Annotated in this window: 21 protein-coding genes; 12 read left to right on the top strand and 9 right to left on the bottom strand. The window is 59.0% G+C overall.

What is annotated here, in order from left to right; all coding sequences use genetic code 11:
* Position 1 precedes the first annotated feature (1 nt).
* The 8 genes from ACI2KB_RS28100 to ACI2KB_RS28065 form a co-directional block, all read right to left on the bottom strand.
* Entirely contained in the window at positions 2-1,924 is a 1,923-nt protein-coding gene (locus ACI2KB_RS28100; RefSeq protein WP_404640203.1) for a PrkA family serine protein kinase, read from the bottom strand.
* A gap of 288 nt (positions 1,925-2,212) precedes the next feature.
* A complete protein-coding gene (gene glpE, locus ACI2KB_RS28095) occupies positions 2,213-2,533 on the bottom strand; it encodes a thiosulfate sulfurtransferase GlpE (RefSeq protein ID WP_404640201.1) in 321 nt (106 codons plus the stop codon).
* Between the two features lie 56 nt (positions 2,534-2,589).
* Positions 2,590-3,468, bottom strand: coding sequence for a symmetrical bis(5'-nucleosyl)-tetraphosphatase (locus ACI2KB_RS28090; RefSeq protein ID WP_404640199.1), 879 nt, complete (start codon positions 3,466-3,468; stop codon positions 2,590-2,592).
* The gene (gene apaG, locus ACI2KB_RS28085) at positions 3,468-3,848 is read right to left on the bottom strand and encodes a Co2+/Mg2+ efflux protein ApaG (protein ID WP_404640197.1); all 381 of its coding nucleotides are present in this window, start codon (positions 3,846-3,848) and stop codon (positions 3,468-3,470) included. The genes ACI2KB_RS28090 and apaG overlap by 1 nt, the downstream gene beginning before the upstream one ends.
* Before the next feature lie 118 nt (positions 3,849-3,966).
* The gene (rsmA, locus tag ACI2KB_RS28080) at positions 3,967-4,773 is read right to left on the bottom strand and encodes a 16S rRNA (adenine(1518)-N(6)/adenine(1519)-N(6))-dimethyltransferase RsmA (protein WP_404640195.1); all 807 of its coding nucleotides are present in this window, start codon (positions 4,771-4,773) and stop codon (positions 3,967-3,969) included.
* A complete protein-coding gene (pdxA, locus tag ACI2KB_RS28075) occupies positions 4,774-5,763 on the bottom strand; it encodes a 4-hydroxythreonine-4-phosphate dehydrogenase PdxA (RefSeq protein ID WP_404640193.1) in 990 nt (329 codons plus the stop codon).
* Complete coding sequence (locus ACI2KB_RS28070) at positions 5,760-7,082, bottom strand: peptidylprolyl isomerase (protein ID WP_404640191.1); 1,323 nt, start codon at positions 7,080-7,082, stop codon at positions 5,760-5,762. Before ACI2KB_RS28070 ends, pdxA begins: the two co-directional genes overlap by 4 nt.
* Complete coding sequence (locus ACI2KB_RS28065; RefSeq protein WP_404640189.1) at positions 7,063-9,870, bottom strand: LPS-assembly protein LptD; 2,808 nt, start codon at positions 9,868-9,870, stop codon at positions 7,063-7,065. Before ACI2KB_RS28065 ends, ACI2KB_RS28070 begins: the two co-directional genes overlap by 20 nt.
* A gap of 129 nt (positions 9,871-9,999) precedes the next feature.
* On the opposite strand from ACI2KB_RS28065, the gene ACI2KB_RS28060 reads away from it, so the two are divergent.
* The 3 genes from ACI2KB_RS28060 to ACI2KB_RS28050 are packed head-to-tail and all read left to right on the top strand — an operon-like array spanning position 10,000 to position 12,501.
* Positions 10,000-11,013 (top strand): aminoglycoside phosphotransferase family protein, encoded by a 1,014-nt coding sequence (locus tag ACI2KB_RS28060; protein WP_404640187.1) that lies wholly within the window; start codon positions 10,000-10,002, stop codon positions 11,011-11,013.
* A 48-nt stretch (positions 11,014-11,061) separates the two neighbouring features.
* On the top strand, positions 11,062-11,730 hold the full coding sequence (gene murU / locus ACI2KB_RS28055) for an N-acetylmuramate alpha-1-phosphate uridylyltransferase MurU (protein WP_404640185.1): 669 nt from the start codon (positions 11,062-11,064) through the stop codon (positions 11,728-11,730).
* Positions 11,731-12,501, top strand: coding sequence for a DnaJ domain-containing protein (locus tag ACI2KB_RS28050; RefSeq protein WP_404640183.1), 771 nt, complete (start codon positions 11,731-11,733; stop codon positions 12,499-12,501).
* A 37-nt stretch (positions 12,502-12,538) separates the two neighbouring features.
* Here the strand turns inward: ACI2KB_RS28050 and ACI2KB_RS28045 are convergent, their stop codons facing one another.
* Entirely contained in the window at positions 12,539-13,510 is a 972-nt protein-coding gene (locus ACI2KB_RS28045) for an alpha/beta hydrolase family protein (RefSeq protein WP_404640181.1), read from the bottom strand.
* A gap of 69 nt (positions 13,511-13,579) precedes the next feature.
* Between ACI2KB_RS28045 and ACI2KB_RS28040 the strand changes: the two genes are divergently transcribed.
* The 9 genes from ACI2KB_RS28040 (at position 13,580) to ACI2KB_RS28000 (ending at position 25,631) form a co-directional block, all read left to right on the top strand.
* Positions 13,580-15,718: a histidine kinase gene (locus ACI2KB_RS28040; protein WP_404640179.1), complete on the top strand. Its 2,139-nt coding sequence runs from the start codon at positions 13,580-13,582 to the stop codon at positions 15,716-15,718.
* Positions 15,715-16,344 (top strand): response regulator, encoded by a 630-nt coding sequence (locus tag ACI2KB_RS28035; RefSeq protein WP_404640177.1) that lies wholly within the window; start codon positions 15,715-15,717, stop codon positions 16,342-16,344. Before ACI2KB_RS28040 ends, ACI2KB_RS28035 begins: the two co-directional genes overlap by 4 nt.
* A gap of 334 nt (positions 16,345-16,678) precedes the next feature.
* The gene (locus ACI2KB_RS28030) at positions 16,679-17,803 is read left to right on the top strand and encodes an ABC transporter ATP-binding protein (protein WP_404640175.1); all 1,125 of its coding nucleotides are present in this window, start codon (positions 16,679-16,681) and stop codon (positions 17,801-17,803) included.
* A gap of 89 nt (positions 17,804-17,892) precedes the next feature.
* On the top strand, positions 17,893-18,924 hold the full coding sequence (locus ACI2KB_RS28025; protein ID WP_404640173.1) for a polyamine ABC transporter substrate-binding protein: 1,032 nt from the start codon (positions 17,893-17,895) through the stop codon (positions 18,922-18,924).
* A 168-nt stretch (positions 18,925-19,092) separates the two neighbouring features.
* Positions 19,093-20,340 (top strand): ABC transporter permease, encoded by a 1,248-nt coding sequence (locus tag ACI2KB_RS28020; RefSeq protein ID WP_404640171.1) that lies wholly within the window; start codon positions 19,093-19,095, stop codon positions 20,338-20,340.
* Positions 20,341-20,351: 11 nt separating this feature from the next.
* Complete coding sequence (locus ACI2KB_RS28015; RefSeq protein ID WP_404640169.1) at positions 20,352-21,176, top strand: ABC transporter permease; 825 nt, start codon at positions 20,352-20,354, stop codon at positions 21,174-21,176.
* A 224-nt stretch (positions 21,177-21,400) separates the two neighbouring features.
* Positions 21,401-22,774, top strand: coding sequence for a sigma-54 interaction domain-containing protein (locus tag ACI2KB_RS28010; protein WP_404640167.1), 1,374 nt, complete (start codon positions 21,401-21,403; stop codon positions 22,772-22,774).
* 182 nt (positions 22,775-22,956) lie between these two features.
* Complete coding sequence (locus ACI2KB_RS28005; protein WP_404640165.1) at positions 22,957-24,120, top strand: iron-containing alcohol dehydrogenase; 1,164 nt, start codon at positions 22,957-22,959, stop codon at positions 24,118-24,120.
* Positions 24,121-24,206: 86 nt separating this feature from the next.
* Positions 24,207-25,631, top strand: coding sequence for a hypothetical protein (locus ACI2KB_RS28000; protein ID WP_404640163.1), 1,425 nt, complete (start codon positions 24,207-24,209; stop codon positions 25,629-25,631).
* The last annotated feature ends 55 nt before the right edge of the window (positions 25,632-25,686 follow it).

The raw sequence follows: 25,686 nt of genomic DNA, 5'->3' as shown, positions 1-25,686 counted from the left end.
GTTATTGGGACTTACGCACGCGCAGGTACCACTCGGAGAGCAGCCGTACCTGTTTGTCGGTGTAGCCCCGCTCGACCATCCGGGTAACGAAGTCGTTGTGCTTCTGTTGGTCCTCTTTGCTGGCTTTGGCGTTGAAACTGATCACCGGCAGCAGGTCTTCGGTGTTAGAGAACATTTTCTTCTCGATCACCACCCGCAGCTTCTCGTAGCCAAGCCAGGTCGGGTTTTTGCCGTTGTTGTTGGCGCGGGCACGCAGCACGAAGTTCACGATTTCGTTGCGGAAATCCTTCGGATTGCTGATGCCGGCCGGTTTTTCGATCTTTTCCAGTTCCTCGTTGAGCGCAACGCGATTAAGGATCTCGCCGGTTTCCGGATCGCGGTACTCCTGATCCTGAATCCAGAAATCCGCGTACAGCACATAGCGGTCGAAGATGTTTTGACCATATTCGCTGTAGGACTCCAGATAAGCCGTCTGGATCTCCTTGCCGATGAACTCGATGTAGCGCGGCGCCAGGTATTCCTTAATGAAGCGCAGGTAGCGCTCACGGGTTTCGGCCTGGAACTGCTCCTGCTCGATTTGCTGCTCAAGCACGTACAGCAGATGAACCGGGTTCGCGGCGACTTCGTGCGGGTCGAAGTTGAAGACCTTCGACAGAATCTTGAACGCAAAACGGGTCGACAGGCCGTTCATGCCTTCGTCGACACCCGCCGCATCGCGGTACTCCTGAATCGACTTGGCTTTCGGATCGGTGTCCTTGAGGTTTTCCCCGTCGTACACCCGCATCTTGGAATAGATGTTCGAGTTTTCCGGTTCTTTGAGGCGTGACAAAACAGTGAACTGCGCCAGCATTTTCAGCGTGTCGGGCGCGCAATGGGCCTTGGACAGCGAACTGTTGAACAGCAGCTTGTCGTAAATCTTGATTTCGTCGCTGACGCGCAAGCAATACGGCACCTTCACGATGTAAATGCGGTCGATGAAGGCTTCGTTGTTCTTGTTGTTGCGGAAGCTGTGCCATTCCGATTCGTTGGAGTGGGCCAGCAGAATACCGGTGAAGGGGATCGCGCCCAGGCCTTCGGTACTGTTGTAGTTACCTTCCTGAGTGGCCGTGAGCAGTGGGTGCAAGACCTTGATCGGCGCCTTGAACATCTCCACGAATTCCATCAGGCCCTGGTTGGCCCGGCACAGCGCGCCCGAGTAGCTGTAAGCGTCGGCGTCGTTCTGTGGGTATTCCTCAAGTTTGCGAATATCGACTTTACCGACCAGTGCCGAGATGTCCTGGTTATTCTCGTCACCCGGTTCGGTCTTGGCCACGGCGATCTGATTAAGGATCGACGGATACAGCTTCACCACCTTGAACTGGCTGATGTCGCCCCCGAACTCAGCCAGACGTTTGGTCGCCCAAGGCGACATGATGGTGTTCAGATACCGGCGCGGGATGCCGTAGTCCTCTTCGAGGATCGCCCCGTCTTCGGAAGGTTTGAACAGGCCCAAGGGCGATTCGAAAACCGGCGAGCCCTTGATGGCGTAGAAAGGTATTTTTTCGACAAGCTGTTTGAGTTTTTCAGCCAGAGACGATTTACCACCGCCTACCGGGCCGAGCAGATAAAGGATCTGTTTCTTCTCTTCCAGGCCTTGGGCCGCATGGCGGAAGTACGAGACGATTTGCTCGATGCAGTCCTCCATGCCGTGGAAATCCTCGAACGCCGGATAGCGCCGGATCACCTTGTTGGAGAAGATTCTGGACAGCCTGGAGTTGGTCGACGTGTCGAACAGTTCAGGCTCGCCAATGGCCATCAGAAGACGTTCTGCGGCTGAGGCGTATGCACTGCGATCGGTTTTGCAGAGCTCCAAGTACTCCTGTAGCGAGAGCTCTTCCTGGCGGGTCGATTCAAAGCGTTGTTGGAAGTGGCTAAAAATACTCATGACGTCACCTCGCTCGATACGTGGAGCCGGCGGCGGATCGTCAGTCGATGCTGGATGACGGCTGATCAGTCAGTCGCCATTTACCCCCCAAACACCATAAAAGTAGCTACCGATGACCCACGCGCCGGTGTACCGGCTCTCCCCTGATTCGGATGGCCTGAGGACAAGGATAGTTCGGATTCGCACACAGAAAGAAGGAAGGCGTGTGAATGTGAGGCAACCGTTCGTCAGTTGGATGCGCGAAGCCGCGTAGGACGCGGGCTTGCGCTCGGAAAAAATATTTTTCGATCAGCCTTGCGCGGTTTCGCTCGGAAACGTGGTTTTCCAAAGCTCGAAACCGCCATCCATGCTGTAGACCTCAGAGAAGCCCTGCCCTACAAGATAGGCCGCCGCGCTCTGACTTGAGTTGCCGTGATAGCAGACGACGACGAGTGGTTTGTCCAGATCGGCATTGCGGATGAAATCGGCGACCGAATGGTTGTCCAGGTGGTGCGAGTCAGGGATGTGATTACTGGCGAACGTCTGCGCGTCGCGGACATCGACCAGCACGGCGCCTTTTTCACGCAAGGCATGGGCCTGCTCCGGCGGAATGCGTTTGAAGTCGGTCATGGCATTGGGCTCCTGGGCCAGTGGGTTCTCGACCCGTCGAGAACGAAAAAGGGATTTTAGCGCGGGGATGCGGTCGAGTGCTCGGTCGCTTGGGCGGGGGATGCTGTCGCGATGTTGCCTCGGTCGTCGCACTTGCAGCGGATCATTTCCCGTGTGTCGACATTGAGCATCGACATCGCGCCGCCCCACACACAACCGGTGTCCAGGGCGTAGACGCCAGGTTCGTCGCAGCGGCCTTCAAGGGCTGCCCAATGGCCGAAAATGATGTTCAGGCCTTTGGTCTTGCGATCCTTGTGGCTGAACCAGGGGGCGTATCCAGCAGGTGCGCTGTCCAGGCCTTCCTTGCTCTTGAGGTCGAGCTTGCCGTCGCTGGTGCAGAAGCGCATGCGGGTGAAGTAATTGGTGATCACGCGCAGCCGGGTGACGCCCGTCAGGTCTTTGTCCCATTTGGCCGGTTCGTTGCCATACATGCCATCGAGGAACGGCTCGAAGCGGTTATCGTCACGCAAGGCTTCCTCGACTTCTTGCGCGCAACGCAGCGCTTTTTTCAGGCTCCATTGGGGCGGAATGCCCGCGTGAACCAGCGCGATATCGCGCTCGGCGTCGTAATGCATGAGCTTCTGCTGGCGCAGCCAGTCGAGCAGGTCGTTGGCGTCGGGCGCTTCGAGGATCTCTCGCAGCGTGTCGCCTTTTTTGAGGCGTTCGATATTGCGCCCCGCTGCGAGCAGGTGCAGGTCGTGATTGCCCAGTACGCAGACGACAGCGTCACGCATGCTGTAGAGAAAACGCAGGGTTTCCAGCGATTGCGGGCCACGGTTGATCAGGTCACCCACCAGCCACAGCTTGTCGTTGACGGGGTCGAACGCTACTCGTTCGAGCAGGCACTTCAGCGGTTCAAGGCAACCTTGCAGATCTCCGACTGCGTAAACCGCCATCAGTGAAGCGCCCTTGGCACCGCCAGACGGAACGGCGCAATGATGGCATCAAAGTGGGTGCCGTCGTCCGCGAGCATCTGGTAGCTGCCCTGCATGTTGCCGACTTTGGTGTTCATGACCGTGCCGCTGCTGTAGGTGTGGCTTTGCCCGGGCTGAATCAATGGCTGCTGACCCACGACGCCTTCGCCGCGCACTTCTTCGACATTGCCGTCGCCATCGGTAATCACCCAGTGCCGCGAGAGCAGTTTGGCCGGTAGCTCGCCGTTGTTGTGTACCGTGATGGTGTACGCGAAAGCGAAGCGGTTTTGCTCAGGCTGTGATTGTTCTGCGAGAAAGCGGGTCACGACGCTGACGTCGACCTGGTAACGAGGATCAGACATGCAAAAGGCCTTGGAAGCTGGGGCGGAAAAAGCCGGAAAAGCCCGGAGATGAAAGAGTCTAGGACATGTCGCAGGTAAAAGACCAATCGCGGTTCTGACCGGACATGTCCTGAGTGCATCAGCTTGCGACAGATTTATCCGCAAGCTTGTCGGCCAGACGTACGAAAGCGGCCAAGTCCAGTTGCTCAGGGCGTAGGCTGCCGTCCACGCCTGCGTCAGCGATTTCGTCGCTGGTCAGCAGCGCCTTGAGCGTGTTGCGCAAGGTCTTGCGGCGCTGGTTGAAGGCTTCGCGCACGATGCGCTCCAGTACGCGATGATCCTTGGCCGGATGCGGCAGGGTCTCGTGCGGTACAAGGCGCACGATCGCCGAATCGACTTTCGGCGGCGGATTGAACGCGCCAGGCCCAACGTTGAACAAGTGCTCCACGCGGCAGTGGTACTGAACCATGATCGACAGACGGCCCCAGTCGCCACCGCCCGGACCGGCAGCAAGACGCTCGACAACTTCTTTTTGCAGCATGAAGTGCATGTCGCGAATCAGATGCGCGCTATCGAGCAGGTGGAAGATCAGCGGTGTAGAAATGTTGTAGGGCAGGTTGCCGACCACGCGCAGTGTATTGGGCGCTGCGTTCAGGGTGTTGAAGTCGTACTTCAGGGCATCGCCCTGGTGCAGGTTAAAGTTCGGCAAATGGCTGAACTGGCCCATCAGGATCGGCACCAGGTCCTTGTCCAGTTCGACGACGTCCAGCTTGGCGCCGCTTCTCAACAGACCTTCGGTCAACGCACCCTGACCCGGGCCGATTTCCAGCATGCGATCGTCGGCCCTGGCGCGGATGGAGCGCAGGATTTTGTCGATCACGCCCGCGTCATGCAGGAAGTTCTGGCCGAAGCGCTTGCGCGCCTTGTGTTGGTATTGCTCAGTCATTTACGTACGGGTCTCGGCCATCTGATAGGCGTTTTCCAGAGCGACCTTGAGGCTGCCGGTGTCGATTTTTCCGCTGCCCGCCAGATCCAGCGCGGTGCCGTGATCGACAGACGTACGGATGATCGGCAGACCCAGTGTGATGTTGACCGCCGCGCCGAAGCCTTTGTACTTCAGCACGGGCAGGCCCTGGTCGTGGTACATCGCCAGCACTGCATCGCAGTGCTCCAGATATTTTGGGGTAAACAGAGTGTCGGCGGGCAACGGGCCGCGTAGATCTAGGCCGTCGTTGCGCAGACGCTCCAGAGTGGGTTCGATGATGTCGATCTCTTCGCGGCCCAAATGACCGCCTTCTCCCGCGTGCGGATTCAGTCCGCAGACCAGAATGCGCGGCTGGGCGATGCCGAACTTGTTGACCAGATCGGCGTGAAGAATACGTGTAACGCGCTCCAGTCGTTCAGGGGTGATGGCGTCGGCGATGTCGCGCAGCGGCAGGTGAGTGGTCACCAGCGCCACACGCAGATCGCCTGTGGCAAGCATCATCACCACTTGTTCGGTTCGAGTCAGTTCAGCCAGAAACTCGGTATGGCCTGAAAACGCGATGCCGCTCTCGTTGATCACGCCCTTGTGAACGGGCGCTGTGATCATTCCGGCAAAATCGCCGTTCATGCAGCCTAGACCCGCACGGGTCAGGGTTTCGAGCACAAACGGGCCGTTCGCTGTGTTCAATTGCCCGGCAACCACGGGCGCTTGAAGAGCGGTATCCCAGACATACAGGCTGTCAGCCGGTGCTGGGGCGTCAGGCCATGCGTCCGGCGTGACGGGAATCAGTCGAACAGCCACGCCCAGTTGCGCGGCCCGCTCGTTGAGCAGGTCGCAACTGGTGATGGCAATCAGGGGGTAGGGCTGGGACTGCGCGGCGAGCAGCAGGCAAAGGTCAGGACCAATGCCGGCGGGCTCGCCGGGTGTCAGCGCGAAGCGCCGGGGCTTCACTTGGCAGCCTGGTCAGCGCCAGGCAGCTTGATTTCAACGTAGGCTTCGTCGCGTATCTGGCGCAGCCAGGTTTGCAGCTCTTCGTCGTATTTGCGGTTGCGCAGCACGGTCATGGCCTGCTGTTCGCGAGCCTGGGTGGTGCTGTCGGTAGCGCGGCGGCCCAGAACTTCCAGAACATGCCAGCCAAACTGAGTCTGGAACGGTTTGGACACCACGCCTTGTGGCGTTTCGTTCATCACGTCGCGGAATTCAGGGACCAGGTTGCGTGGGTCAACCCAGTTCATGTCGCCGCCATTGAGCGCCGAACCCGGGTCTTCCGAGAAGTTCTTCGCCAGTTCGGCGAAGTCTTCACCGTTCTGAATACGATCGTAGATGCGCTGAGCCAGCATTTTGGTCTCAGCTTCGCTACGGATCTCGCTTGGCTTGATCAGGATGTGACGGACATGAACTTCGTCGCGCATCTGGGTCTCTGTCTCGCCGCCGCGTTTTGCCAACAGCTTGAGAATGATGAAGCCACCCGGCGTGCGGGCTGGAGGCGTCACTTCGCCAGGGCTCATCGAGTTCAGCATGTCGCCGAACGGCGGAGGCAGTTGCGCGGCTTTACGCCAGCCCATGTCGCCGCCGTCCAGTGCGCTTTCACTGGCAGAAGAGGAAATGGCCAGTTGCTCGAAGTTCGCGCCTTGTTGCAGCTTGCCGTAGATGTCTTTGGCCTTGGCCGCTGCTTCCTGGATCTGCGACGAAGTTGCGCTGTCCGGTGTAGGAATCAGGATGTTGGCCAAGTGGTACTCTTCGGAAAATTGCGCCTTGCCCAGATCCGAAGCCAGGAAGTTCTTCACTTCCTGTTCCGACACCTGGATGCGCTCGGCCACACGGCGCTGACGCACGCGGCTGATGATCATTTCACGACGAATCTGTTCGCGGGCGCTCTGGTACGACAGACCGTCGTGAGCCAGTGCGGCCTTGAACTGGTCGATGCTCATGTTGTTGCGCTGAGCAATGGTGCCAACGGCCTGGTTCAGTTCTTCATCGGTGATGCGAATGCCGGAACGTTCGCCGATCTGCAGTTGCAGGTTTTCCAGAATCAGACGATCCAGAACCTGAGACTCCAGCGCGCTGGCAGGCGGAACGCCTTGCCCGCGCTTGGCGATGGTCTGTTGAACTTCGCGGGTCCGCTGATCGAGCTGGCTTTTCATGACCACGTCGTTGTCGACGATGGCAACGACACTGTCGATGGGGCGCACTTCTGCGTGCACCACGGTACCGATGAGTAGAGCGCCCAGCATCAGCGGGCGCAGACAATCAGAAAGCTTGGTCTTCACGTTCACGATAACCTTGGATGCCTTTGTCGAGGAAGCTTTCAACTTTCTGGCCAACAACGCCGCCAAGCCCCTTCAACACGATTTGCAGGAAGATGCCGCGGTCGCCTTTTTCGTTCTGCGCGACCTCTTGAGTGGACTCGTCATAATCAACCCAGTAACGGTTGATCAGACGCAGCTTCCAGCAGCAGTTGTCATATTCAAAGCCGCCAAAGGCTTCGAGCGTGCGGCTACGGTTGTAGTCATATTGCCAGCGAGCAATGGCGCTCCACTGTGGTACGACCGGCCAGATGACCGAGAAGTCATGCTGTTCGATCTTGTAATAGTCCTTGATGACCGAACCATCTGGCAGGACTGCGTCACCACCGCCCACGCTCCAGCGACCGGTGGTCTGGTCGTAGCGAACCTGGTCGTTACGGTAGCGGTAACCGGCGTTGAACACTTTGCCCGGCTCGTCTTCAGGCTGGTAATGGAACATCGCGCTGCCCGAGCGGGTGCTGCGGCTGTCCGGGTCCCAGTTGAAGGTCGAGTTGAGGCGCCAGTCGCGGTTGAAGCGGTATTCGTATTCAAGCGCGTAAGGCGATACGTCAGACTGTGCGTCTTTACGGTCCTGATAGCTGATGCCTGGCAGTTGAACCTTGCGATCTGCAAAGTACAACGCTTGACCAATGCTGAAGCGCTGACGTTCGAAGCCGTTGTCTTCGATCCAGCGGTTGGTCACGCCCAGCGACAGCTTGTTCTCGTCGCCGACACGGTCGGAGCCGACGAAACGGTTGTCGCGGAACAGCGAGGCGTAATCGAACGTGGTTTCACCCGAGTCGAAAATCGGGATGTCGGTCTGATCCTTGTAAGGCACGTACAGGTAGTAAGCCCGCGGTTCGAGCGTCTGGCGATAGTTTGTGCCGAACCAGTTGGTGTTGCGATCGAAGTACAGGCCGCTGTCGATACTGGCAACCGGGATGGAACGGTCGACACCGCTGTCGAAGTTTTCCTGATAGCCAGCAGTCTGGTTCCTTGCGGTAAGGAGGTCCGCTTTGCCTTGTCCATCCAGATCAAGATCATACTTCGTGTAAACGTACTTCAGCTTTGGTGTGACATAGCCATAGCTGGCGGTCAGCGGCAAGCTGATCGAAGGCGCCAGGTTCAATCTGTTGCCGTTGGCGCGTTCGATGCCAAAAATGGATCTGTCCAGGCGAGCGGTTGAATTACCGTCTTCGTCGGTGTAGTTGCCCGTACGCAAATCACGATCAAAACGAACCAGCTCAGTGTCATAACCGAACTTCAGACCACCCGGGTTGTAGGGCAATACGCCGTTCAGGGTCAGCTGTGGCAGACGGCCGTATGGCGTGATCTGAGTCACTGTCGTCAGTTGATACTGCTGGACATTGAGCATCGCGTTATAGCTGTCGCCGCGATAGAACAATGCGCCCTGTTGGTTCAGGAAGTCATGCTGACTGACGCCTTCCTGGCCGCTCTTCAGATCCTTGAAGTAGTAAGGATCACTGACCTTGGTGTAATCGACCTTGGACGTCAGGCGTGAATCCAGCCCGCTGCGATCCTGCCAGTTGATCATCCAGCGCGTGTCCTTGTAATCGGACTGGTCCTTGCGATCATCGTTGTCGTCGTTCAGGTAAGCCGCACCGAACTGACCTTCGCTGCTCTTGGTCAGGTAACGGAACTCGCCTTCCAGCAACAGACCACGTTTGGCCATGTAGGTCGGGTACAACGTGGCGTCGTAGTTCGGCGCCAGGTTGAAGTAGTACGGGGTGAGCAACGAGAAGCCGGTGTCGCTGCTGGCACCGATGGTCGGTGGCAGGAAGCCGGACTGGCGACGGTCGTCGATCGGGAAATAGATGTACGGCGTGTAGAGGATCGGAATGTCCTTCACGCGCAGGGTTGCGTTGGTCGCCGTACCGAAACCGGTGGCCGGGTTCAGGGTGATGTTGTTGCCCTTCACCGTCCAGGCGTTGCTGCTCGGTTCGCACGTGGTGTACGTACCGTCCTTCAGGCGGATGATGGCGTTTTCTGCACGACGCGCGTACAGCGCATTACCGCGCACGTTGGATTTGTGCAGCACGTATTCGGCGTTGTCGACTTTCGCCTCGCCGGTGTCCAGCTGGATCTCGGCGTGGTCGCCGACGATCAGGGCGCCGTTGTCACGCAGACGGACATCGCCGTTCAGCTCGCCACGGTTTTCGGCCTGGTGCAGACTCGCTTCGTCGGCCTCGACCTGCATCGAACCCTGACGCATGACGACATCACCGGCCAGGCTGGCGATCTGTTCGTCCTGTTGATAGCGCGAAGCCTTGGCACCGATGAAGGTCGGCGCGTCGCTCTTGGCGGTCTTGTCGTCCATGCCAGGGCGAATCGGCTCGATGTAGGCACCGGAGCAATAAGGGCCGGTCTCTGCCAACTGGGCAGCGGTCAGCTTCTCGCGAGGCACCCAGTCCAGGTGGCTGTAGTCGGCGCTGCGCGATTTCAGGCCACGGCCCTTGGCTTCGGTGACCAGCATCGTCTTGGGCACGACCTCACCGCTTTCGGTGGTCGTCGTCGACTCGGTCGTCGCCGTGCTGCTGTTGGACGACACGCTGTTGGCGTCGTGCACAGGGCGCGGAGGCAACTGGGCAGTATTGGTTTTCGGGGAGCAATCCCAGGAACCCGTTGCCGACGCCGCACAGTCGAACTGTTCAGCCGCAAACACGAACTGGGTGGCCAGAGGTTGCATCGCCAGCAAACTGCCGGTTACCAGCAACGGAAATTTTTTACGAAACGCGGGGGATTTCAATGCCATCTTATTAGTCCGGGCTTCCTGCGCGCCATCTGCCCGCGGGGGGGCCGCACGCCTCTCGATGGGCTGAAAAAGATGTCGGATAATAAAGCATGACCCGCTTGACGGCTAGCGCCGTCGGAGACCCTTGTAATGCAAGATCAAGATGTACGTCTGCAACACCTGAAAGTCTGGCTCGATGAGCAGTTGCCAAAATTGTTCGCAGCCCAGGGCTGGGGCGCGATTCCCCCGGCCACATTGACCGCGGCCAGCAGTGACGCGAGTTTCCGTCGGTATTTTCGTTGGGAAGGTGAGGGCCGAACTTTTATCGTGATGGATGCGCCACCCCCTCAGGAAAACTGCAAACCGTTCGTGGACATTGCTCATTTATTAAGCAAGTCGGGTATTAATGTTCCGAAAATTTATGCCGAAGACCTGACTCAAGGCTTTCTTCTGCTCAATGATCTGGGTCGAAAAACATATCTCGACGTGATTGATGAGCAAAATGCCGATCAACTGTTCGCAGATGCCATCGATGCGTTACTGGCCTATCAGCAATTGCCGATGGATACGCCATTGCCCAGCTACGACGTCGCCCTGTTGCGTCGCGAACTTGAGCTGTTTCCCGAGTGGTACGTGAAGCGCCATTTGGGTATCGAGTTTGACGCCTCGCAGCAAGCGAGTTGGCAGCGTGTCAGTGATGTGTTGATCGAGAGTGCCTTGGCGCAACCCAAGGTTCTGGTGCATCGCGACTATATGCCGCGCAATCTGATGGTCAGCGAGCCGAACCCTGGTGTACTGGATTTTCAGGATGCGGTTTATGGCCCGGTGACGTATGACATCACGTGCCTGTTCAAGGACGCCTTCCTGAGCTGGCCGGAAGAGCGTGTCGTCGGTTGGTTGAAGGCGTACTGGGAACGTGCCGCGGCTGTCGGAATTCCGGTGCAGGATGACTTCGAGGAGTTTCGTCGTGCCAGTGACCTGATGGGCGTGCAGCGGCATTTGAAGGTCATTGGTATCTTTGCGCGTATTTGCCATCGTGACGGCAAGCCGCGTTATGTCGCCGATGTCCCGCGCTTCTTCTCTTATATAGAGGCGGTCCTGGCGCGCCGGCCTGAGCTGGTTGAATTGAGCCATTTGTTGATCAGCCTCGCCCAGCCAAAATAAAAGCCATCGTGAAGGGATGGATGTGACGACTGTTTTTAAGAGGGATGCATGAAAGCGATGATTCTGGCAGCAGGCAAGGGCGAGCGCCTGCGCCCGTTGACCCTGCACACGCCCAAACCGTTGGTCCGTGCCGGTGGTGTTCCGCTGATCGAATATCACCTGCACGCGTTAAAGGTAGCGGGTTTTACCGAGGTGGTGATCAACCACGCCTGGCTGGGCCAGCAGATTGAGACGTATCTGGGCGATGGTCAGCGGCTGGGCTTGAGCATTCGCTATTCCTCCGAAGGCGAGCCGCTGGAAACCGGTGGCGGAATTTTTCGCGCGCTGCCACTGCTCGGCGACGAGCCGTTTCTGGTGGTCAATGGTGATATCTGGACCGACTGCGACTTCACGGCGTTGAATGCGCCGATCAACGGATTGGCCCATCTGGTGCTGGTGGACAACCCGCTGCATCACCCCTCGGGTGATTTCGCCCTGGTGGGTGGTGAAGTACGCGACGATGCCAGCCTTTCACGGCTGACCTACAGTGGTATCGCTGTACTGCATCCACAGTTGTTTGCCGGTTGCAGTGATGGCGCGTTCAAGCTCGCGCCGCTGTTACGTGAAGCGATGGCGAAAGGGCAGGTGACTGGTGAGCATTTCACCGGTCGCTGGGTGGACGTCGGAACCCATGAACGATTGGCGGAAGTCGAGCAGATCCTTGCGGTGAAATCCTAGATGCTCTGGCCATTCACAGTGATCGGCGGTGGCGCCGGGTATGCAATTGCCAGCATCCCCGGCGCAATGCTGGGTGCGCTGCTGGGGCAAGCGCTCGACCGGCGACTGCACGTGCAGAGCCTGGCCGAGTTGCGCGAGCGGGCCAGTGGGCGAAAAGTCCCACGGGACGACGAGCTGATTTTCATCTTGCTGGGCCGCCTGGCAAAGAGTGAAGGGCGGGTAGTCGATGGCCATATCCAGCAGGCGCGTGTCGAAATGCGTCGTCTGGACCTGAGCGAGCCTGCGACGCGTCGTGCGATTGCCGCGTTCAATCGAGGCAAGGATGGCCGCGACAATTTGCGGGTTCACCTGACGCGCCTCAAACCACAGCCCAACGCGGCGGAAGGGTTGCTGCGAGCGTGCTGGCGCATGGCCTGGGCGGACGGCAAGGCGTCCCGCACCGAGCGTGAGCTGATCGTACTGTGGGGGAAGTGGCTGGGTTGGACGGCAGACAAGGTCCAGGCGCTATCGGCGACTGAAGATGATCAACGTGCACGAGCGCCTGCCAGCAGCGGAGGGGAATATCAGGAAGCGCTGCGTTTGTTGGGCGTCAGGGCGGATTCGGAGCCTGCGCAGATCAAACGCGCGTACCGGCGGTTGTTGAGCCGTCATCACCCCGACAAAGTGGCGGGGACGGGGGCCAGTCAGGTGCAGGTGCGTGACGCCACCGAGAAAACCCGTGAGTTGCACAACGCCTATGCGGTGATTCGCGACAGGCGCGGGTTTCGATAAGGGGGGGCACAGGGCAGACTCAAAAGCAATGTCGGGGTTACTCCGCCTCCAGCCACCCACGAACCCGGCGGAATAACTGATCCTGTTCCATCGCCGAATTACCCGGAATCGCACTCAAGGCCACTTGCGTGAAACGCGAGTTCTTCACCCGTTTACTCGCGTCCAGGCGATCCTGAGCCTGCTGGCGGGGCACTGATTTTTCCTTGTTGACGAAGTCCGCCGTCGCCACCTTGAGCGTCGGCAAAATGTCGACCAAGGACGGCGTGTCCTTGCCATTCTCGACGGCGGTGACCATTACCAGCTTTTGAATGGCCGGCGCCGGACGCTCGCTTAAATACCGCGCCGCCCAATACGCCCCTGTGCCGTGCCCCAACAGAACCACGCTACGGGCTTTGTTCTGTTGTGCAAACGCGATGGCGCTGTCGATGCGTGCGAAGATTTTCTCGGCATTGGCCTTGGCGATTTCAGCCTGCGCTGCCGCTTGTGCCGCTGTCGCTGCGGCATCTGCCTCGGCCGCGGCTGCCGGGTCGGGTGCCTTGGTTTTATCTTTGTCAGCCGCAGCCTTGTCGTCCGCCGCAGGCGCGTCCGCTTCCCGTGCGAAAACGCCGTCGTTGTAGGCGTCTGGCAGGCTTAGGCTCAGACTCGCCCAACCCACGTCCGGCAGTTTGCGTCGCAGCGGACCCACCGCGTTTGGCCAGTCCGCTGACTCATCCGCGCCCGGCACAATAATCACCGCGCCTTTAGGGTCGTCCGTATTGGCCTGTTTCCACAGGGCCAGAAAGTTTTCGTCACCGGCCTGCAACTGTTGCTGCTCGGACGGCGGCACCTGGCGTTCCAGCGCTACCGCGTCTTCCTGGCTGCGTGACGGCAGCGCTGCACGTTCGACAGGCGCCTCGGCAGGCTTGTCATCCTTGGCAGGGGCGGGATCGGCTGCCATCACAAGCGACGAGCAAGGTAGTATCAGCGTCAGACAGAGCGCGGGAAACATTGCGCGAAAGGTGTAGGACATCGAATATTCCAAAGGCCAGAAACAATTCTGGCAGCCTAATGGGTTCATGGCGGTTTGTCAGGCAAGCGAATGGCGTCGGCCAATCGTGCCGCGCACCCCACACGTTTGATCAGGATTCAGAAAAGTGGAGATGACAGGTTGAGAATCCCTGTGCGGTGCCTTTGGGTTATCGGCCGTCCAATTGTGCTCTTGATGGCGATGGTCATAAGCACGTTGTTCTCCACAGCGTTTGCGGGCGTGCCGACAGTGCCTCCGGACGCCTTGAGCACGGCTCAGCGTGAGTGGCTCAACCAGCGCGGCCAGTTACGTGTGGGGTTGGTGTTGCAGGCGCCGTACGCGCAATACGACAGACGCGCACAGGTGCTGTCAGGTGCGAACGTCGACCTCGTTAATCTGATGGCCAAAACCCTGCAAGTTGAATTGCTGTGGCGTAATTTCAGCGATCAGGCCGAGCTTGAAAAAGCATTGGCCGATGGGCAGATCGATTTCGCGCCGGGGCTGACCCAAACGCCTGCGGGCCTGCGCATGTGGCTGTATTCAGACCCCTACATGCGGGTGCCGCAACTGGTGGTCGGTGAGCGTGATGGCTCGGGCGCCGTGGACCTTGAGAAGCTCGACAGCCAGGTGCGGATCGCCGTGCGCATGCCCAGTGCCACTGCCGACTATTTGCGCTCCAACTACACTCATTTGAATGTGCAAGGCGTGCCATTGGAGCGACAAGCGCTGCAATTGTTGTTGAGCCAGCAAGCGCGCTATGCGGTGGTCGACGAGGCGCAGCTCAGCCGTTTGTCTCGCGAAAGCGAATTCGCCGGGTTGGCGGTCGTGGGCGACATTGGTTTTCCGCAACTGCTGCGAGTGGCCTCCCGTCGTGACATGCCCATACTGGCTGACATCATCAGTCAGGCACTGAGCGCTATTGCGCCGAAGGATCTGGACCAACTGCACGCCCAGTGGCTGCAACCCAAGTACCCGCAGGTCAGCGAGATGCCTGGCCTGTGGAAAAACATTTCGTTGTTGCTGCTGGTGCTGCTGATGGCCAGCGCCGCCATCGTGTTCTGGCAGCGCAAAGAACAGCAAATATTGGAACGAGATCTGCTGGCCGCTCGCGAAGACATCGCCAAGCGCCTGGCCAATGAGGAAGCGTTGCGTCTGGCGCAGTTCTCCATCGACCAAAGCACGGTCGGGATTCTCTGGGTCAACTGGGACAGCCACGTGCGCTACGCCAATCAGGCCGCCGAGACCATGCTGGGGTATGCGCCGGGTGGTGTTGTGGATCGGCCGTTGATCGATTTCGAGCCCAACCTGAATATGGACCGCTGGCTCAACCTGTGGAAGAACGCGCGCTCCAGCGATGAGACCCCACAGAACTTCGAGAGCAATTGCGTGCGCGCCGATGGCAGCATTTTGCCCGCCGACGTGTCACTGAGTTTTTTGAGATTCCGGGATGCCGAGTATCTCGTGGTCTTCATCACCGATGTCACCGAACGGCGCCGCTCCCTTGCGGCCTTGCAAGAAAGCGAGGCGCGTCTTCAGGTGTTGGCCGAGCAACTGCGTGAGCTGTCGGCGCACCTGGAAACGGTTCGGGAAGAGGAAAAGGCGCGAATTGCGCGGGAAGTGCACGACGAACTGGGTCAGATGCTGACGGTGCTGAAGCTGGAAACGTCGATGTGTGAACTGGCCTACGCCGATCTCGATCCTGGACTGCGTGACCGATTGAACAGCATGAAGCGTTTGATTGCCCAGTTGTTTCAGTTGGTGCGAGACGTGGCCACGGCATTGCGCCCCCCTATTCTTGATGCGGGCATTGCGTCAGCTATCGAATGGCAGGCGCGACGCTTTGAAGCGCGCACACAAATTCCCTGTCTCGTCCAAGTCCCGGAAAACCTGCCGACCTTGCCTGACGCGACGGCCATTGGTCTGTTCCGTATTCTTCAAGAGTCGCTCACCAACGTCATGCGTCACGCCCGAGCCCATACTGTCGAGCTGAATCTGAGCCTCAGCCACGACGTGTTGTGCATGAGTGTGGCGGACGATGGACGGGGTTTCGATCAACGAGAAGAACGGCCTGCATCGTTCGGTCTGGTGGGAATACGCGAGCGGGTGTTGATCATGGGCGGACGATTGCAACTGGACAGCACGCTGGGAGAAGGCACAACCTTGCGTATCTACATTCCGCTGGAACAGGTCGCTCAGGAGCACGTGCAGTGATTCGCGTATTGGTCGCCGAAGACCACACCATCGTTCGTGAAGGCATCAAGCAGTTGATCGGTCTGGCCAAAGACCTGCAAGTGGCCGGGGAGGCCAGCAACGGCGAGCAGTTGCTGGAGGCCTTGCGTCACACCGAGTGCGAGGTTGTGCTGCTGGACATTTCCATGCCGGGCGTTAACGGGCTTGAGGCCATCCCAAGAATCCGAGCGTTGAACAACCCGCCTGCGATTCTGGTGTTGTCGATGCACGATGAGGCCCAGATGGCTGCCCGCGCGTTGAAGATCGGCGCGGCAGGGTATGCGACCAAAGACAGCGACCCGGCATTGTTGCTGACGGCGATCCGACGGGTGGCGTCGGGCGGGCGTTACATCGATCCAGACCTGGCCGATCGCATGGTCTTCGAGGTGGGGCTGACCGACAGTCGGCCGTTGCACTCGCTGTTGTCCGAACGCGAGTTTTCGGTGTTCGAGCGTCTGGCCCAGGGCGCCAACGTCAACGACATCGCCCAGCAACTGGCGCTAAGTAGCAAGACCATCAGTACCCACAAGGCGCGTCTGATGCAGAAGCTCAACATTACCTCGCTGGCCGAGCTGGTGAAGTACGCGATGGAGCATAAGCTGGTCTGAAAGCGACATCCTCGCCGACGCTGTTTATCCCTGTGGGAGCGAATTCATTCGCGATACGTTGGTTCTGATCACACAGATGTGGCGTCTGAACATCTGTCATCCCGAATGAATTCGGTCCCACAGGTACGGTGTCTGTTCCAGCGAGGTAATCCGTCTGACAAGAGATACAAAAAAGGCCTACAAGCTAACGTATCTATTCCCGCCATCCGTGTAGGGCAATCCCTACACAGAACCTTCCATCTCGCTTAGGCCAATCTCTCCTACGCCCCGATTTGCGCGGCTTGTAGCCTCATCTAGGCTTGTTTCCACGGTTGATTAAACAAAGGTGTGGGTAATGAGCAACGTCGATTCAAGCGCTGGGGCGAATGATGTTCTGGTCAGCTTTCGTGGTGTGCAAAAGAGCTACGACGGCGAAGCCCTGATCGTCAAAGACCTCAACCTGGACATTCGCAAAGGCGAATTTCTCACCCTGCTGGGGCCGTCGGGTTCTGGCAAGACCACCAGCCTGATGATGCTCGCCGGTTTCGAAACGCCGACTGCGGGCGAGATCCTGCTGGCGGGTCGTTCGATCAACAACGTGCCGCCGCACAAGCGCGACATCGGCATGGTGTTCCAGAACTACGCGCTGTTCCCGCACATGACGGTGGCCGAGAACCTGGCGTTCCCGCTGTCGGTGCGTGGCATGAGCAAAACTGACGTCGCCGAGAAGGTCAAACGTGCGCTGGACATGGTGCAGCTCGGCGCGTTGTCCCATCGTTATCCGGCGCAGATGTCCGGGGGCCAGCAGCAACGTGTGGCCCTGGCCCGCGCGCTGGTGTTCGAGCCGCAACTGGTGTTGATGGATGAACCCCTCGGCGCCCTTGACAAGCAATTGCGCGAACACATGCAGATGGAAATCAAACACCTGCATCAGCGCCTGGGCGTGACTGTGGTCTACGTGACCCACGATCAGGGCGAAGCGCTGACCATGTCGGACCGCGTGGCGGTTTTCCATCAAGGCGAAATCCAGCAAATCGCCCCGCCGCGTACCCTCTACGAAGAGCCGAAGAACACCTTCGTCGCCAACTTCATCGGCGAAAACAATCGCATCAACGGCACCTTGCTCAGCCAGACCGGTGACCGTTGCCTGGTGACGTTGGGCCGCGGCGAGAAGGTTGAGGCGCTGGCAGTCAACGTGGGCGCTGCGGGCAGTCCGGTGACGCTGTCGATCCGCCCTGAACGCGTGAATCTGAACGGTCGCAGCGAAAGTTGCGTGAACCGCTTCTCCGGCCGCGTCGCTGAATTCATCTATCTGGGCGACCACGTGCGTGTACGTCTGGAAGTGGCCGGTAAAACCGATTTCTTCGTCAAGCAGCCGATTGCCGAGCTGGACCCGGCATTGAGCGTTGGCGACGTTGTGCCCATTGGATGGCAGGTCGAGCACGCACGCGCGCTGGACCCTTTGCAGGAAGCGCATTGATTCACCTGCGGTATGCGTAACCCGATGCACCCAGAGGCGAACGAATCGCCCCATTGCTTAACCAACATTGTTCGTGGAGAGAAAAACAAATGCTCAAGACATTGAAGCTCACCGCCCTTTCGGTCGGCATGATGTGCGCGGCGCAAGCCATGGCGGCCGACCTGACTGTCATTTCCTTCGGTGGTGCGAACAAGGCGGCTCAGGAAAAGGCCTTCTATGCACCTTGGGAAAAAGCGGGCAACGGCAAGATCATTGCCGGTGAGTACAACGGTGAAATGGCCAAAGTCAAAGCGATGGTCGACACCAAAAGCGTGACCTACGACCTGGTAGAAGTTGAATCCCCAGAGCTGTCCCGTGGTTGCGACGAAGACATGTTCGAAGAGATCGACCCGGCCATTCTGGGCAAGAAAGAAGATTACGTACCAGGCGCCATTCAGACCTGCGGCGTGGGCTTCTTCGTGTGGTCGACCGTGCTGGCTTACAACGCCGACAAACTGAAAACCGCACCAACCAGTTGGGCTGATTTCTGGAACACTGAAAAATTCCCGGGCAAGCGTGGCCTGCGCAAAGGCGCCAAATACACCCTGGAATTCGCACTGATGGCCGACGGCGTTGCACCGAAAGACGTCTACAAAGTGCTGGCCAGCAAAGACGGTCAGGACCGCGCCTTCAAGATGCTCGACAAGCTCAAGCCAAACATTCAGTGGTGGGAGGCCGGTGCTCAGCCGCCGCAATTCCTGCAATCGGGTGACGTTGTAATGAGCTCGGCCTACAACGGCCGTATCGCTGCGGTACAAAAAGAAAGCAACCTGAAAATCGTCTGGACCGGCGGCGTCTACGACTTCGACTCCTGGGCCATTCCGAAGGGCGCGAAAAACGTAGCAGAAGCCAAGAAATTCCTGGCCTACACCCTCCAGCCAGAGCAACAAAAGACCTATTCCGAGAACATCGCTTACGGTCCGGCCAACTCCCAGGCTGTCAGCCTGTTGACCGCCGACAACCAGAAAAACATGCCCACCACCCCTGAGAACATCAAGGATCAGGTGCAGTTGAGCGTGAGCTTCTGGACCGACAACGGCGAGTCACTGGAGCAGCGCTTCAACGCATGGGCTGCCAAGTAAGACCCATGCGGTAAACCGCTTGGACAGAAATTGTGGGAGCCGCTTGCTGCGGGCGGCTCCCACAGACGGATTTTCGTCCATGCCATTTTTGCGTCAGACCCGGATGTGACTGTTCTTTCTCATCGAGTAAACAGTCCCATCCTTTGTTGAAAGATTTCGGAGTTCGCTATGGCCACCGCCGTGCCCCTGACTGAAGGCGCCAGCCCGACCTTGAAGCAACGCCTGGCCCGTGCCGAGCGCGTCAACCGCTGGAAGGCTCAGGCGCTGATCGCGCCATTGGCGATTTTCCTGTTGCTGGTCTTTCTCGTGCCGATTGCGGCACTGCTCTACAAGAGCGTGAACAACCCCGAAGTGGTCGGCGGCATGCCGCTCACCGTGACTGAAGTGGCCAAGTGGGACGGTAAAGGCTTACCTCCTGAAGCGGTCTACAAGGCAGCGAGCCAGGATCTGGCCGAAGCCCGTAAAAACCAGACGCTGGGCGACCTGTCCAAACGTCTGAACCAGGAGCTGGCCGGTTATCGCAGCCTGCTGACCAAAACCGCTCGCGCCCTGCCATTCAGCGAAGAACCCGCCTCTTATAAAGAAGGTCTGGAGGCCATCGACGAGCGTTGGGGCGATCCTGCGTACTGGCAGGCGATCCGTCGTAACACCTCAAGCTTCACCGCCTATTATCTGCTGGCGTCGGTCGATCATCGTATCGACGACCTCGGCGAAATCGCCCCCGCGACCCCGGATCAAGCGATCTACCTCGACATCTTCGCCCGCACCTTCTGGATGGGCCTGGTGATCACCGTGATCTGCCTGTTCCTCGCGTACCCGCTTGCTTACCTGCTGGCGAACCTGCCTGCACGCCAGAGCAACCTGTTGATGATTCTGGTGCTGTTGCCGTTCTGGACGTCAATTCTGGTGCGGGTGGCAGCGTGGATCGTATTGCTGCAATCCGGCGGCCTGATCAACGGCGCGCTGATGGCCATGGGCATTATCGACAAGCCGCTGGAACTGGTATTCAACCGGGTCGGCGTGTACATCTCGATGGTCCACATCATGCTGCCGTTCATGATTCTACCGATCTACAGCGTGATGAAGGGCATCTCGCCGACCTACATGCGTGCCGCGATTTCCCTGGGCTGCAACCCGTTCGCCAGCTTCTGGCGGGTGTACTTCCCGCAAACCTATGCAGGTGTAGGCGCCGGCTGCCTGTTGGTATTCATTCTCGCGATTGGTTACTACATCACCCCGGCGCTGCTTGGCAGCCCGAACGATCAGATGGTCAGCTACTTCGTCGCTTTCTATACCAACACCAGTATCAACTGGGGCATGGCGACCGCGTTGGGTGGCTTGCTGCTGCTGGCAACTGTCGTGCTGTACCTGATTTATAGCTGGCTGGTTGGCGCCAGCCGCCTGCGCCTGAGCTGAGGAGAATGACCATGTTGAGCCCTTATTCCTCGCCCACTGAGCGGGTCTGGTACTACACGCTGCGCATCCTGTGTGGGCTGATTCTGCTGTTTCTGGTGCTGCCCGTGCTGGTCATCGTGCCACTGTCGTTCAACTCGGGCAGTTTTTTGGTGTACCCGTTGCAAGGTTTCTCGCTGCATTGGTATCAGGACTTCTTCGGCTCAGCCGAATGGATGCGTTCGCTGAAAAACAGCCTGATCGTCGCTCCGGCCTCCACGCTACTCGCCATGGGCTTCGGCACGCTGGCGGCGATTGGCCTGACCCGCAGCAACTTTCCCGGTAAATCGCTGGTCATGGCGTTGGTGATCTCGCCAATGGTCGTGCCGGTGGTGATCATCGGCGTGGCGAGTTACCTGTTCTTCGCGCCGTTGGGGCTGGGCAACAGCTATATCTCGCTGATTCTGGTGCACGCCGTGTTGGGTGTGCCGTTCGTGATCATCACCGTGTCGGCCACGCTGCAAGGCTTCAACTATAACCTGGTGCGTGCGGCTGCGAGCCTCGGTGCGTCGCCCGTGACCACCTTCCGCCGCGTGACCCTGCCACTGATCGCGCCGGGTGTGATCTCGGGGGCGCTATTCGCTTTCGCGACGTCGTTCGATGAAGTCGTGGTCACGCTGTTCCTCGCCGGTCCTGAGCAAGCGACCCTGCCTCGGCAGATGTTCAGCGGCATTCGCGAAAACCTCAGCCCGACCATTGCTGCCGCGGCGACCCTGCTGATTGGCTTCTCGGTGCTGTTGCTTCTGCTGCTGGAATGGCTGCGCGGGCGTAGTGAGAAGTTGCGCACCTCGGCGGAGTGATCCGTTTGAGTTGAAATGCTTTCCCCTGTGGGAGCCGGCTTGCTGGCGAAAGCGGAATGTCTGTGCCGACTTTGGTGACTGACTCGCCGGATTCGCCAGCAAGCCGGCTCCCACAACGTTTTGATCGTGCCCACGCTCTGCGTGGGCATGCATCCCGTGACGCTCTGCGTCGCCCTCCAATCCGTTAAACTTCACCGCTCCTCACCTCGCCACGGAGCCCCTCGGTGAACGTCAACGATGCCAGTTTCGAAGAACTGCTCAACGCTTTGCACGATGGCGTGTACATCACCGACGGCCAGGGCACGACGCTCAAGGTCAACCACGCCTACGAACGGCTCACTGGCCTGAGTGGCGCGGACCTCATTGGCCGTTCGATGCAGGCGTTGGTGAAGGAGGGCGTCATCTCGCAATCGGCGTCATTGCGCGTTTTGCAGGAAGGCCGCCCCGTCTCGGTGATGCAGAGCCTGAGCCAGGGGAAAAAGCTCCTCGTCAGTGCCACGCCAATTCTTGACGCTGATCACCGCATTTCCTACGTCGTCAGCACCGTGCGCGACATGACCGAACTGCTGCGCATGAAGCACGAGCGTGATGAGCTTCAACAGCTCAAACAACTGCGCAACAGCACTGCCAAGCTTCACGCCGGTCAGCGGGACAACTTGCTGCACTCGCCACTGATGGCCGATCAGGAAGTGTTTGGTCGCGTGTTCGCATTGGCCCGTCAAGTCGCCAGCAGCTCGGTCAAAGTCCTGCTGCAAGGCGAGACCGGCGTGGGTAAAACCCTCGTCGCGCAGTTCATCCACAACGCTAGCCCCCGGGCCAGCGAGCCGTTTCTGGCGCTGAACTGTGGTGCGCTGCCTGAGAACCTGATCGAGGCCGAGCTGTTCGGCTATGCCCCCGGCGCGTTCACCGGGGCGGGGCCGAAGGGCAAGCGCGGCCTGCTGGAACTCGCGCATCACGGCACACTGTTTCTCGACGAAATCGGCGATTTGCCGCTCCCGGTGCAGGTCAAGCTGCTCAAGGTCATCGAAGAAAATCGCTTCATCCCCGTCGGTGGGCTGGAGCTGAAGGAAGTGGACGTACGCATCATCAGCGCCACGCATCACGATCTCAAGCAATTGGTGGCCGAAGGGAAGTTTCGCGCCGACCTGTTCTATCGCCTGAACGTCGTGCCGATCAGTATCCCGGCCCTGCGCGAGCGCAGCGAAGAGATCCCGCCATTGCTGCATTACTACCTCGACAGCTTCAACACCCGCTACGAACGGCAGGTGCAATGGAGCCTCGAAGCCCTCGACCTGATGTGCGAGTACGCCTGGCCAGGCAACATTCGCGAGTTGATCAACATTGTTGAGCGATTAGTGGTCACTAACCAGAGCGGCACCATTGAAGCGCTGGATCTGCCCGAGGAGATCCTCAACCTCAATCCGCAGAGCACCGACGACAGCCGTCTGCCGCTGCGCAAAGTATTGGAGAACGCCGAGCGCTCGGCGATCAAGGCGGCGTTGCAGATGCACAAGACCACGCGGCTTGCGGCCAAGGCGCTGGGTGTAAGTCAGGCAACCGTGGTGCAGAAGATGAAGCGCTGGGAACGCTCTGATTAGCATTTCAATCAAGCCCGTCTGATTCGATCAGAAAGCTGATCAAGACTGGCCGGTCAAACCCCTTCAAACACCGCGTGATTCTCGCAAAGCCTTCTAGCACGCGGCTTTGCGAGGGTTGGCACAGCTTTAGCTATTTCCTTCGGCACGTCTTCCAATAAAACAACGCACACAGGACGAGCCCGATGAGCCTCTCTGCCTCTCAAATCAGCGCCTTCAAAATCGCCAACAAACTGATTACTGGCCAAGCCGCCATCGAACAGTTGGCTGGCGAACTGACTCGCCTCAACGTCAATAACCCCCTGATCGTCACAGACGCCATTCTGGTCAAGTCCGGCACCGTCGACCTTGCGCTGGCGCAACTGGGTGGTCGTCGTTACGGCATCTTCGATCAAGTCAAACCCGAGCCTGAAATTTCCATCGTCGAAGACTGTACCCGCGCCTTTCGCGAAGGCGGTCATGATGGCCTCATTGGTCTGGGTGGCGGCAGCGCCATCGACATCGCCAAGGGCGTTGCGGCGTTTGCCGGTCACGAGGGGCCGCTGGCCGAGTTGTTCGGTGTCGATCTGGTAAAACGCAAAGGCCCTGCGCTGATCGCGATCCCGACCACCGCAGGCACCGGTTCGGAAGTGACCAACGTGGCGATCTTCTCCGATAAAGAGGCCCAACTGAAAAAGGGCATCGTCAGCGATTACCTGCTGCCGGATGTCGCCCTCGTCAGCCCGGTCATGACCCTCACTTGCCCACGCAGCGTGACGGCGGCCAGCGGCGTGGACGCACTGGTGCACGCGGTCGAGTCGTACCTGTCGGTCAACGCCTCGCCGATCACCGACGCCATTGCCCTTGGCGCCATCAAGCTGATCGCCAAGGCTCTGCCCAAGGCCTACGCCAACCCGGCCAATCTGCAAGCCCGCGAAGACATGGCCACTGCCAGCCTCATGGCGGGCATGTCCTTCGGCAACGCGGGCGTAGGCGCTGTGCATGCGTTGGCGTATCCCTTGGGCGGTCGTTTCAACATCGCCCATGGCGTCAGCAATGCCTTGCTACTCCCCTACGTGATGGAGTGGAACAAGATGGCCTGCGTCGAGCGTTTCCGTGACATCGCCGAAGCCATGGGCGTGCGGGTTGCTGATCTGAGCGATAAAGACGCCGCCGATCAGGCCGTCAAAGCCATGGCCGACCTGTGCGCCGCCGTCGATATCCCGACAGGCATGCGCAGTTTCAACGTGCCGGAAGACGCGATCCCGGCCATGGCCGAAGAGGCCAGTAAAATCGACCGCCTGATGCGCAACAACCCTCGCAAATTGACCGCCGCTGATATCGAGAAGATCTACCGCGCCGCTTACTGATCCCAGAAACACAACGCCCGATCCAGCGGTTCGGGCGTATGCCGCGACACGACCCAGAAATAAGACCAATAAAACAGGTACACAGCATGTCCAACTCTCCTCAACAGCGGAGCGAAAGCCCGTACATCCCGCTCGGCCCATTCAAGGTCCGGTTGCCGTTCATTCACTACAAGTTCGAGATGCCGGATTACCTGCAAGGTCTGCTGATGTGTGCAGTGGACCTGGCGGCCATTCCGTTGATGACTGAACTGCTCGGCATGCCATTCGAAGTGGCGCTGGCGGTCGTCATGCTCAACGGTTTGCTCTACCTGACACACCACCTGCTGGGCGACCCGACCGTTCCCGGCTGGATCACCCCTGCCGTTCCTTTGCTGATGGCCTACTGCGCGCAATTCCCCATGGGACCTGAGCGTGTTCATGCGCTGATTGCCTTTCAGTTAATGCTCGGGGTGTTCTCGATAGCACTCGGCGCGACGGGCATGGCTAGGAAGGTCGTCGAATACGTGCCCCCGGCGATCAAGTCCGGAATCATCGTGGGCGCCGGTCTGAGTGCGGTGATTGCAGTATTTCAGGTCGGCGGCAAATTCAACGTACTGCCCTGGACCATTTCCATCGCCGTCGGCATCGCGTTCTACCTGATCTTCTCGCAGCACTTCAACGAGCTGAAACAGCGCAACCGCTTCTGGTGGAACTTCGCCAAACTGGGGATTCTGCCGATCATCCTGCTGGCCGTGGTCATTGCACCGTTGTTCGGCGAAGCGCCGTGGCCGACCATTCAATGGGGCATCAGCAAGCCGGACTTCGCCGGGCTGTGGCACAACTACACCGTTTTTGGGCTGGGCATGCCGCCACTGTCGATGTTCATCTCGGCCCTGCCGACCATGCTGGCGGTGTACATCATCGTGTTTGGCGACGTGCTGAGTGCGAAATCGCTGCTCGATGAGGCGGAAACGGTGCGTACCGACGAAGTCGTCGATTACAACCCGGATCGTGCTCACTGGATCTTTGGCGCGCGTAACGCCTTCATGAGCATCTTTGGCCCGGATGTCGCCATGTGTGGACCGAAATGGGCGGCGATGTTGGTCGTGGTGATCGAGCGTTTCAAAGGCGGCCCGAAAGCCATGCAGTCGATCATCGGCGGCGTGGGCTCGTTCCGTTGGGGCACCAACACCGGTTTGCTGCTGTTGCCAGTCGTGACGCTGGTGCAGCCAATTTTGGGTGTGGCGTTGTCGCTGACTCTGCTGATTCAAGGTTACGTAAGCGTGCGTTTGGGTATCCTCGAAGCCCGTAGCCAGCGCGACTTGGGGATCGCGGGCGTGATCGGCGCAGTGTTGGCGATCAAGGGCGCGAGCTGGGCGTTCGGGATTGGCGTGGTGCTGTGCCTGCTGATCTACGGCAAGAATTTCTTCAAGGGCGAAGTGGACGGCACGTTCAGCAAGGACTTGAAAGCGGTGGATGCCAAGCCAGCGGCCAAGGCTGAGCGCGTAAAGGAAGAAGCGTTGGTGGATTGATCGAGACACATCCCCTGTGAGCTATAAACACGGGCCCTGTAGGAGCGAATTCATT

Source organism: Pseudomonas sp. NPDC088444 (assembly GCF_044900175.1).
Taxonomy (GTDB): Bacteria; Pseudomonadota; Gammaproteobacteria; order Pseudomonadales; family Pseudomonadaceae; genus Aquipseudomonas.
The sequence above is the reverse complement of the archived record's forward strand: the minus strand, read 5'-3'. Positions and strand labels throughout refer to the sequence as shown.

What these genes read in the sequence shown, in the direction of transcription:
- ACI2KB_RS28020 (WP_404640171.1), top strand. Translation starts at nt 19,093, where the DNA reads ATGGCCACCGCCGTGCCCCTGACTGAAGGCGCCAGCCCGACCTTGAAG.
- ACI2KB_RS28000 (WP_404640163.1), top strand. Translation starts at nt 24,207, where the DNA reads ATGTCCAACTCTCCTCAACAGCGGAGCGAAAGCCCGTACATCCCGCTC.
- rsmA (WP_404640195.1), bottom strand. Translation starts at nt 4,773, where the DNA reads ATGACTGAGCAATACCAACACAAGGCGCGCAAGCGCTTCGGCCAGAAC.
- ACI2KB_RS28025 (WP_404640173.1), top strand. Translation starts at nt 17,893, where the DNA reads ATGCTCAAGACATTGAAGCTCACCGCCCTTTCGGTCGGCATGATGTGC.
- ACI2KB_RS28050 (WP_404640183.1), top strand. Translation starts at nt 11,731, where the DNA reads ATGCTCTGGCCATTCACAGTGATCGGCGGTGGCGCCGGGTATGCAATT.
- glpE (WP_404640201.1), bottom strand. Translation starts at nt 2,533, where the DNA reads ATGACCGACTTCAAACGCATTCCGCCGGAGCAGGCCCATGCCTTGCGT.
- ACI2KB_RS28090 (WP_404640199.1), bottom strand. Translation starts at nt 3,468, where the DNA reads ATGGCGGTTTACGCAGTCGGAGATCTGCAAGGTTGCCTTGAACCGCTG.
- ACI2KB_RS28015 (WP_404640169.1), top strand. Translation starts at nt 20,352, where the DNA reads ATGTTGAGCCCTTATTCCTCGCCCACTGAGCGGGTCTGGTACTACACG.
- ACI2KB_RS28100 (WP_404640203.1), bottom strand. Translation starts at nt 1,924, where the DNA reads ATGAGTATTTTTAGCCACTTCCAACAACGCTTTGAATCGACCCGCCAG.
- ACI2KB_RS28060 (WP_404640187.1), top strand. Translation starts at nt 10,000, where the DNA reads ATGCAAGATCAAGATGTACGTCTGCAACACCTGAAAGTCTGGCTCGAT.
- ACI2KB_RS28045 (WP_404640181.1), bottom strand. Translation starts at nt 13,510, where the DNA reads ATGTCCTACACCTTTCGCGCAATGTTTCCCGCGCTCTGTCTGACGCTG.
- apaG (WP_404640197.1), bottom strand. Translation starts at nt 3,848, where the DNA reads ATGTCTGATCCTCGTTACCAGGTCGACGTCAGCGTCGTGACCCGCTTT.
- ACI2KB_RS28030 (WP_404640175.1), top strand. Translation starts at nt 16,679, where the DNA reads ATGAGCAACGTCGATTCAAGCGCTGGGGCGAATGATGTTCTGGTCAGC.
- ACI2KB_RS28040 (WP_404640179.1), top strand. Translation starts at nt 13,580, where the DNA reads ATGGCGTCGGCCAATCGTGCCGCGCACCCCACACGTTTGATCAGGATT.
- ACI2KB_RS28065 (WP_404640189.1), bottom strand. Translation starts at nt 9,870, where the DNA reads ATGGCATTGAAATCCCCCGCGTTTCGTAAAAAATTTCCGTTGCTGGTA.
- murU (WP_404640185.1), top strand. Translation starts at nt 11,062, where the DNA reads ATGAAAGCGATGATTCTGGCAGCAGGCAAGGGCGAGCGCCTGCGCCCG.
- ACI2KB_RS28005 (WP_404640165.1), top strand. Translation starts at nt 22,957, where the DNA reads ATGAGCCTCTCTGCCTCTCAAATCAGCGCCTTCAAAATCGCCAACAAA.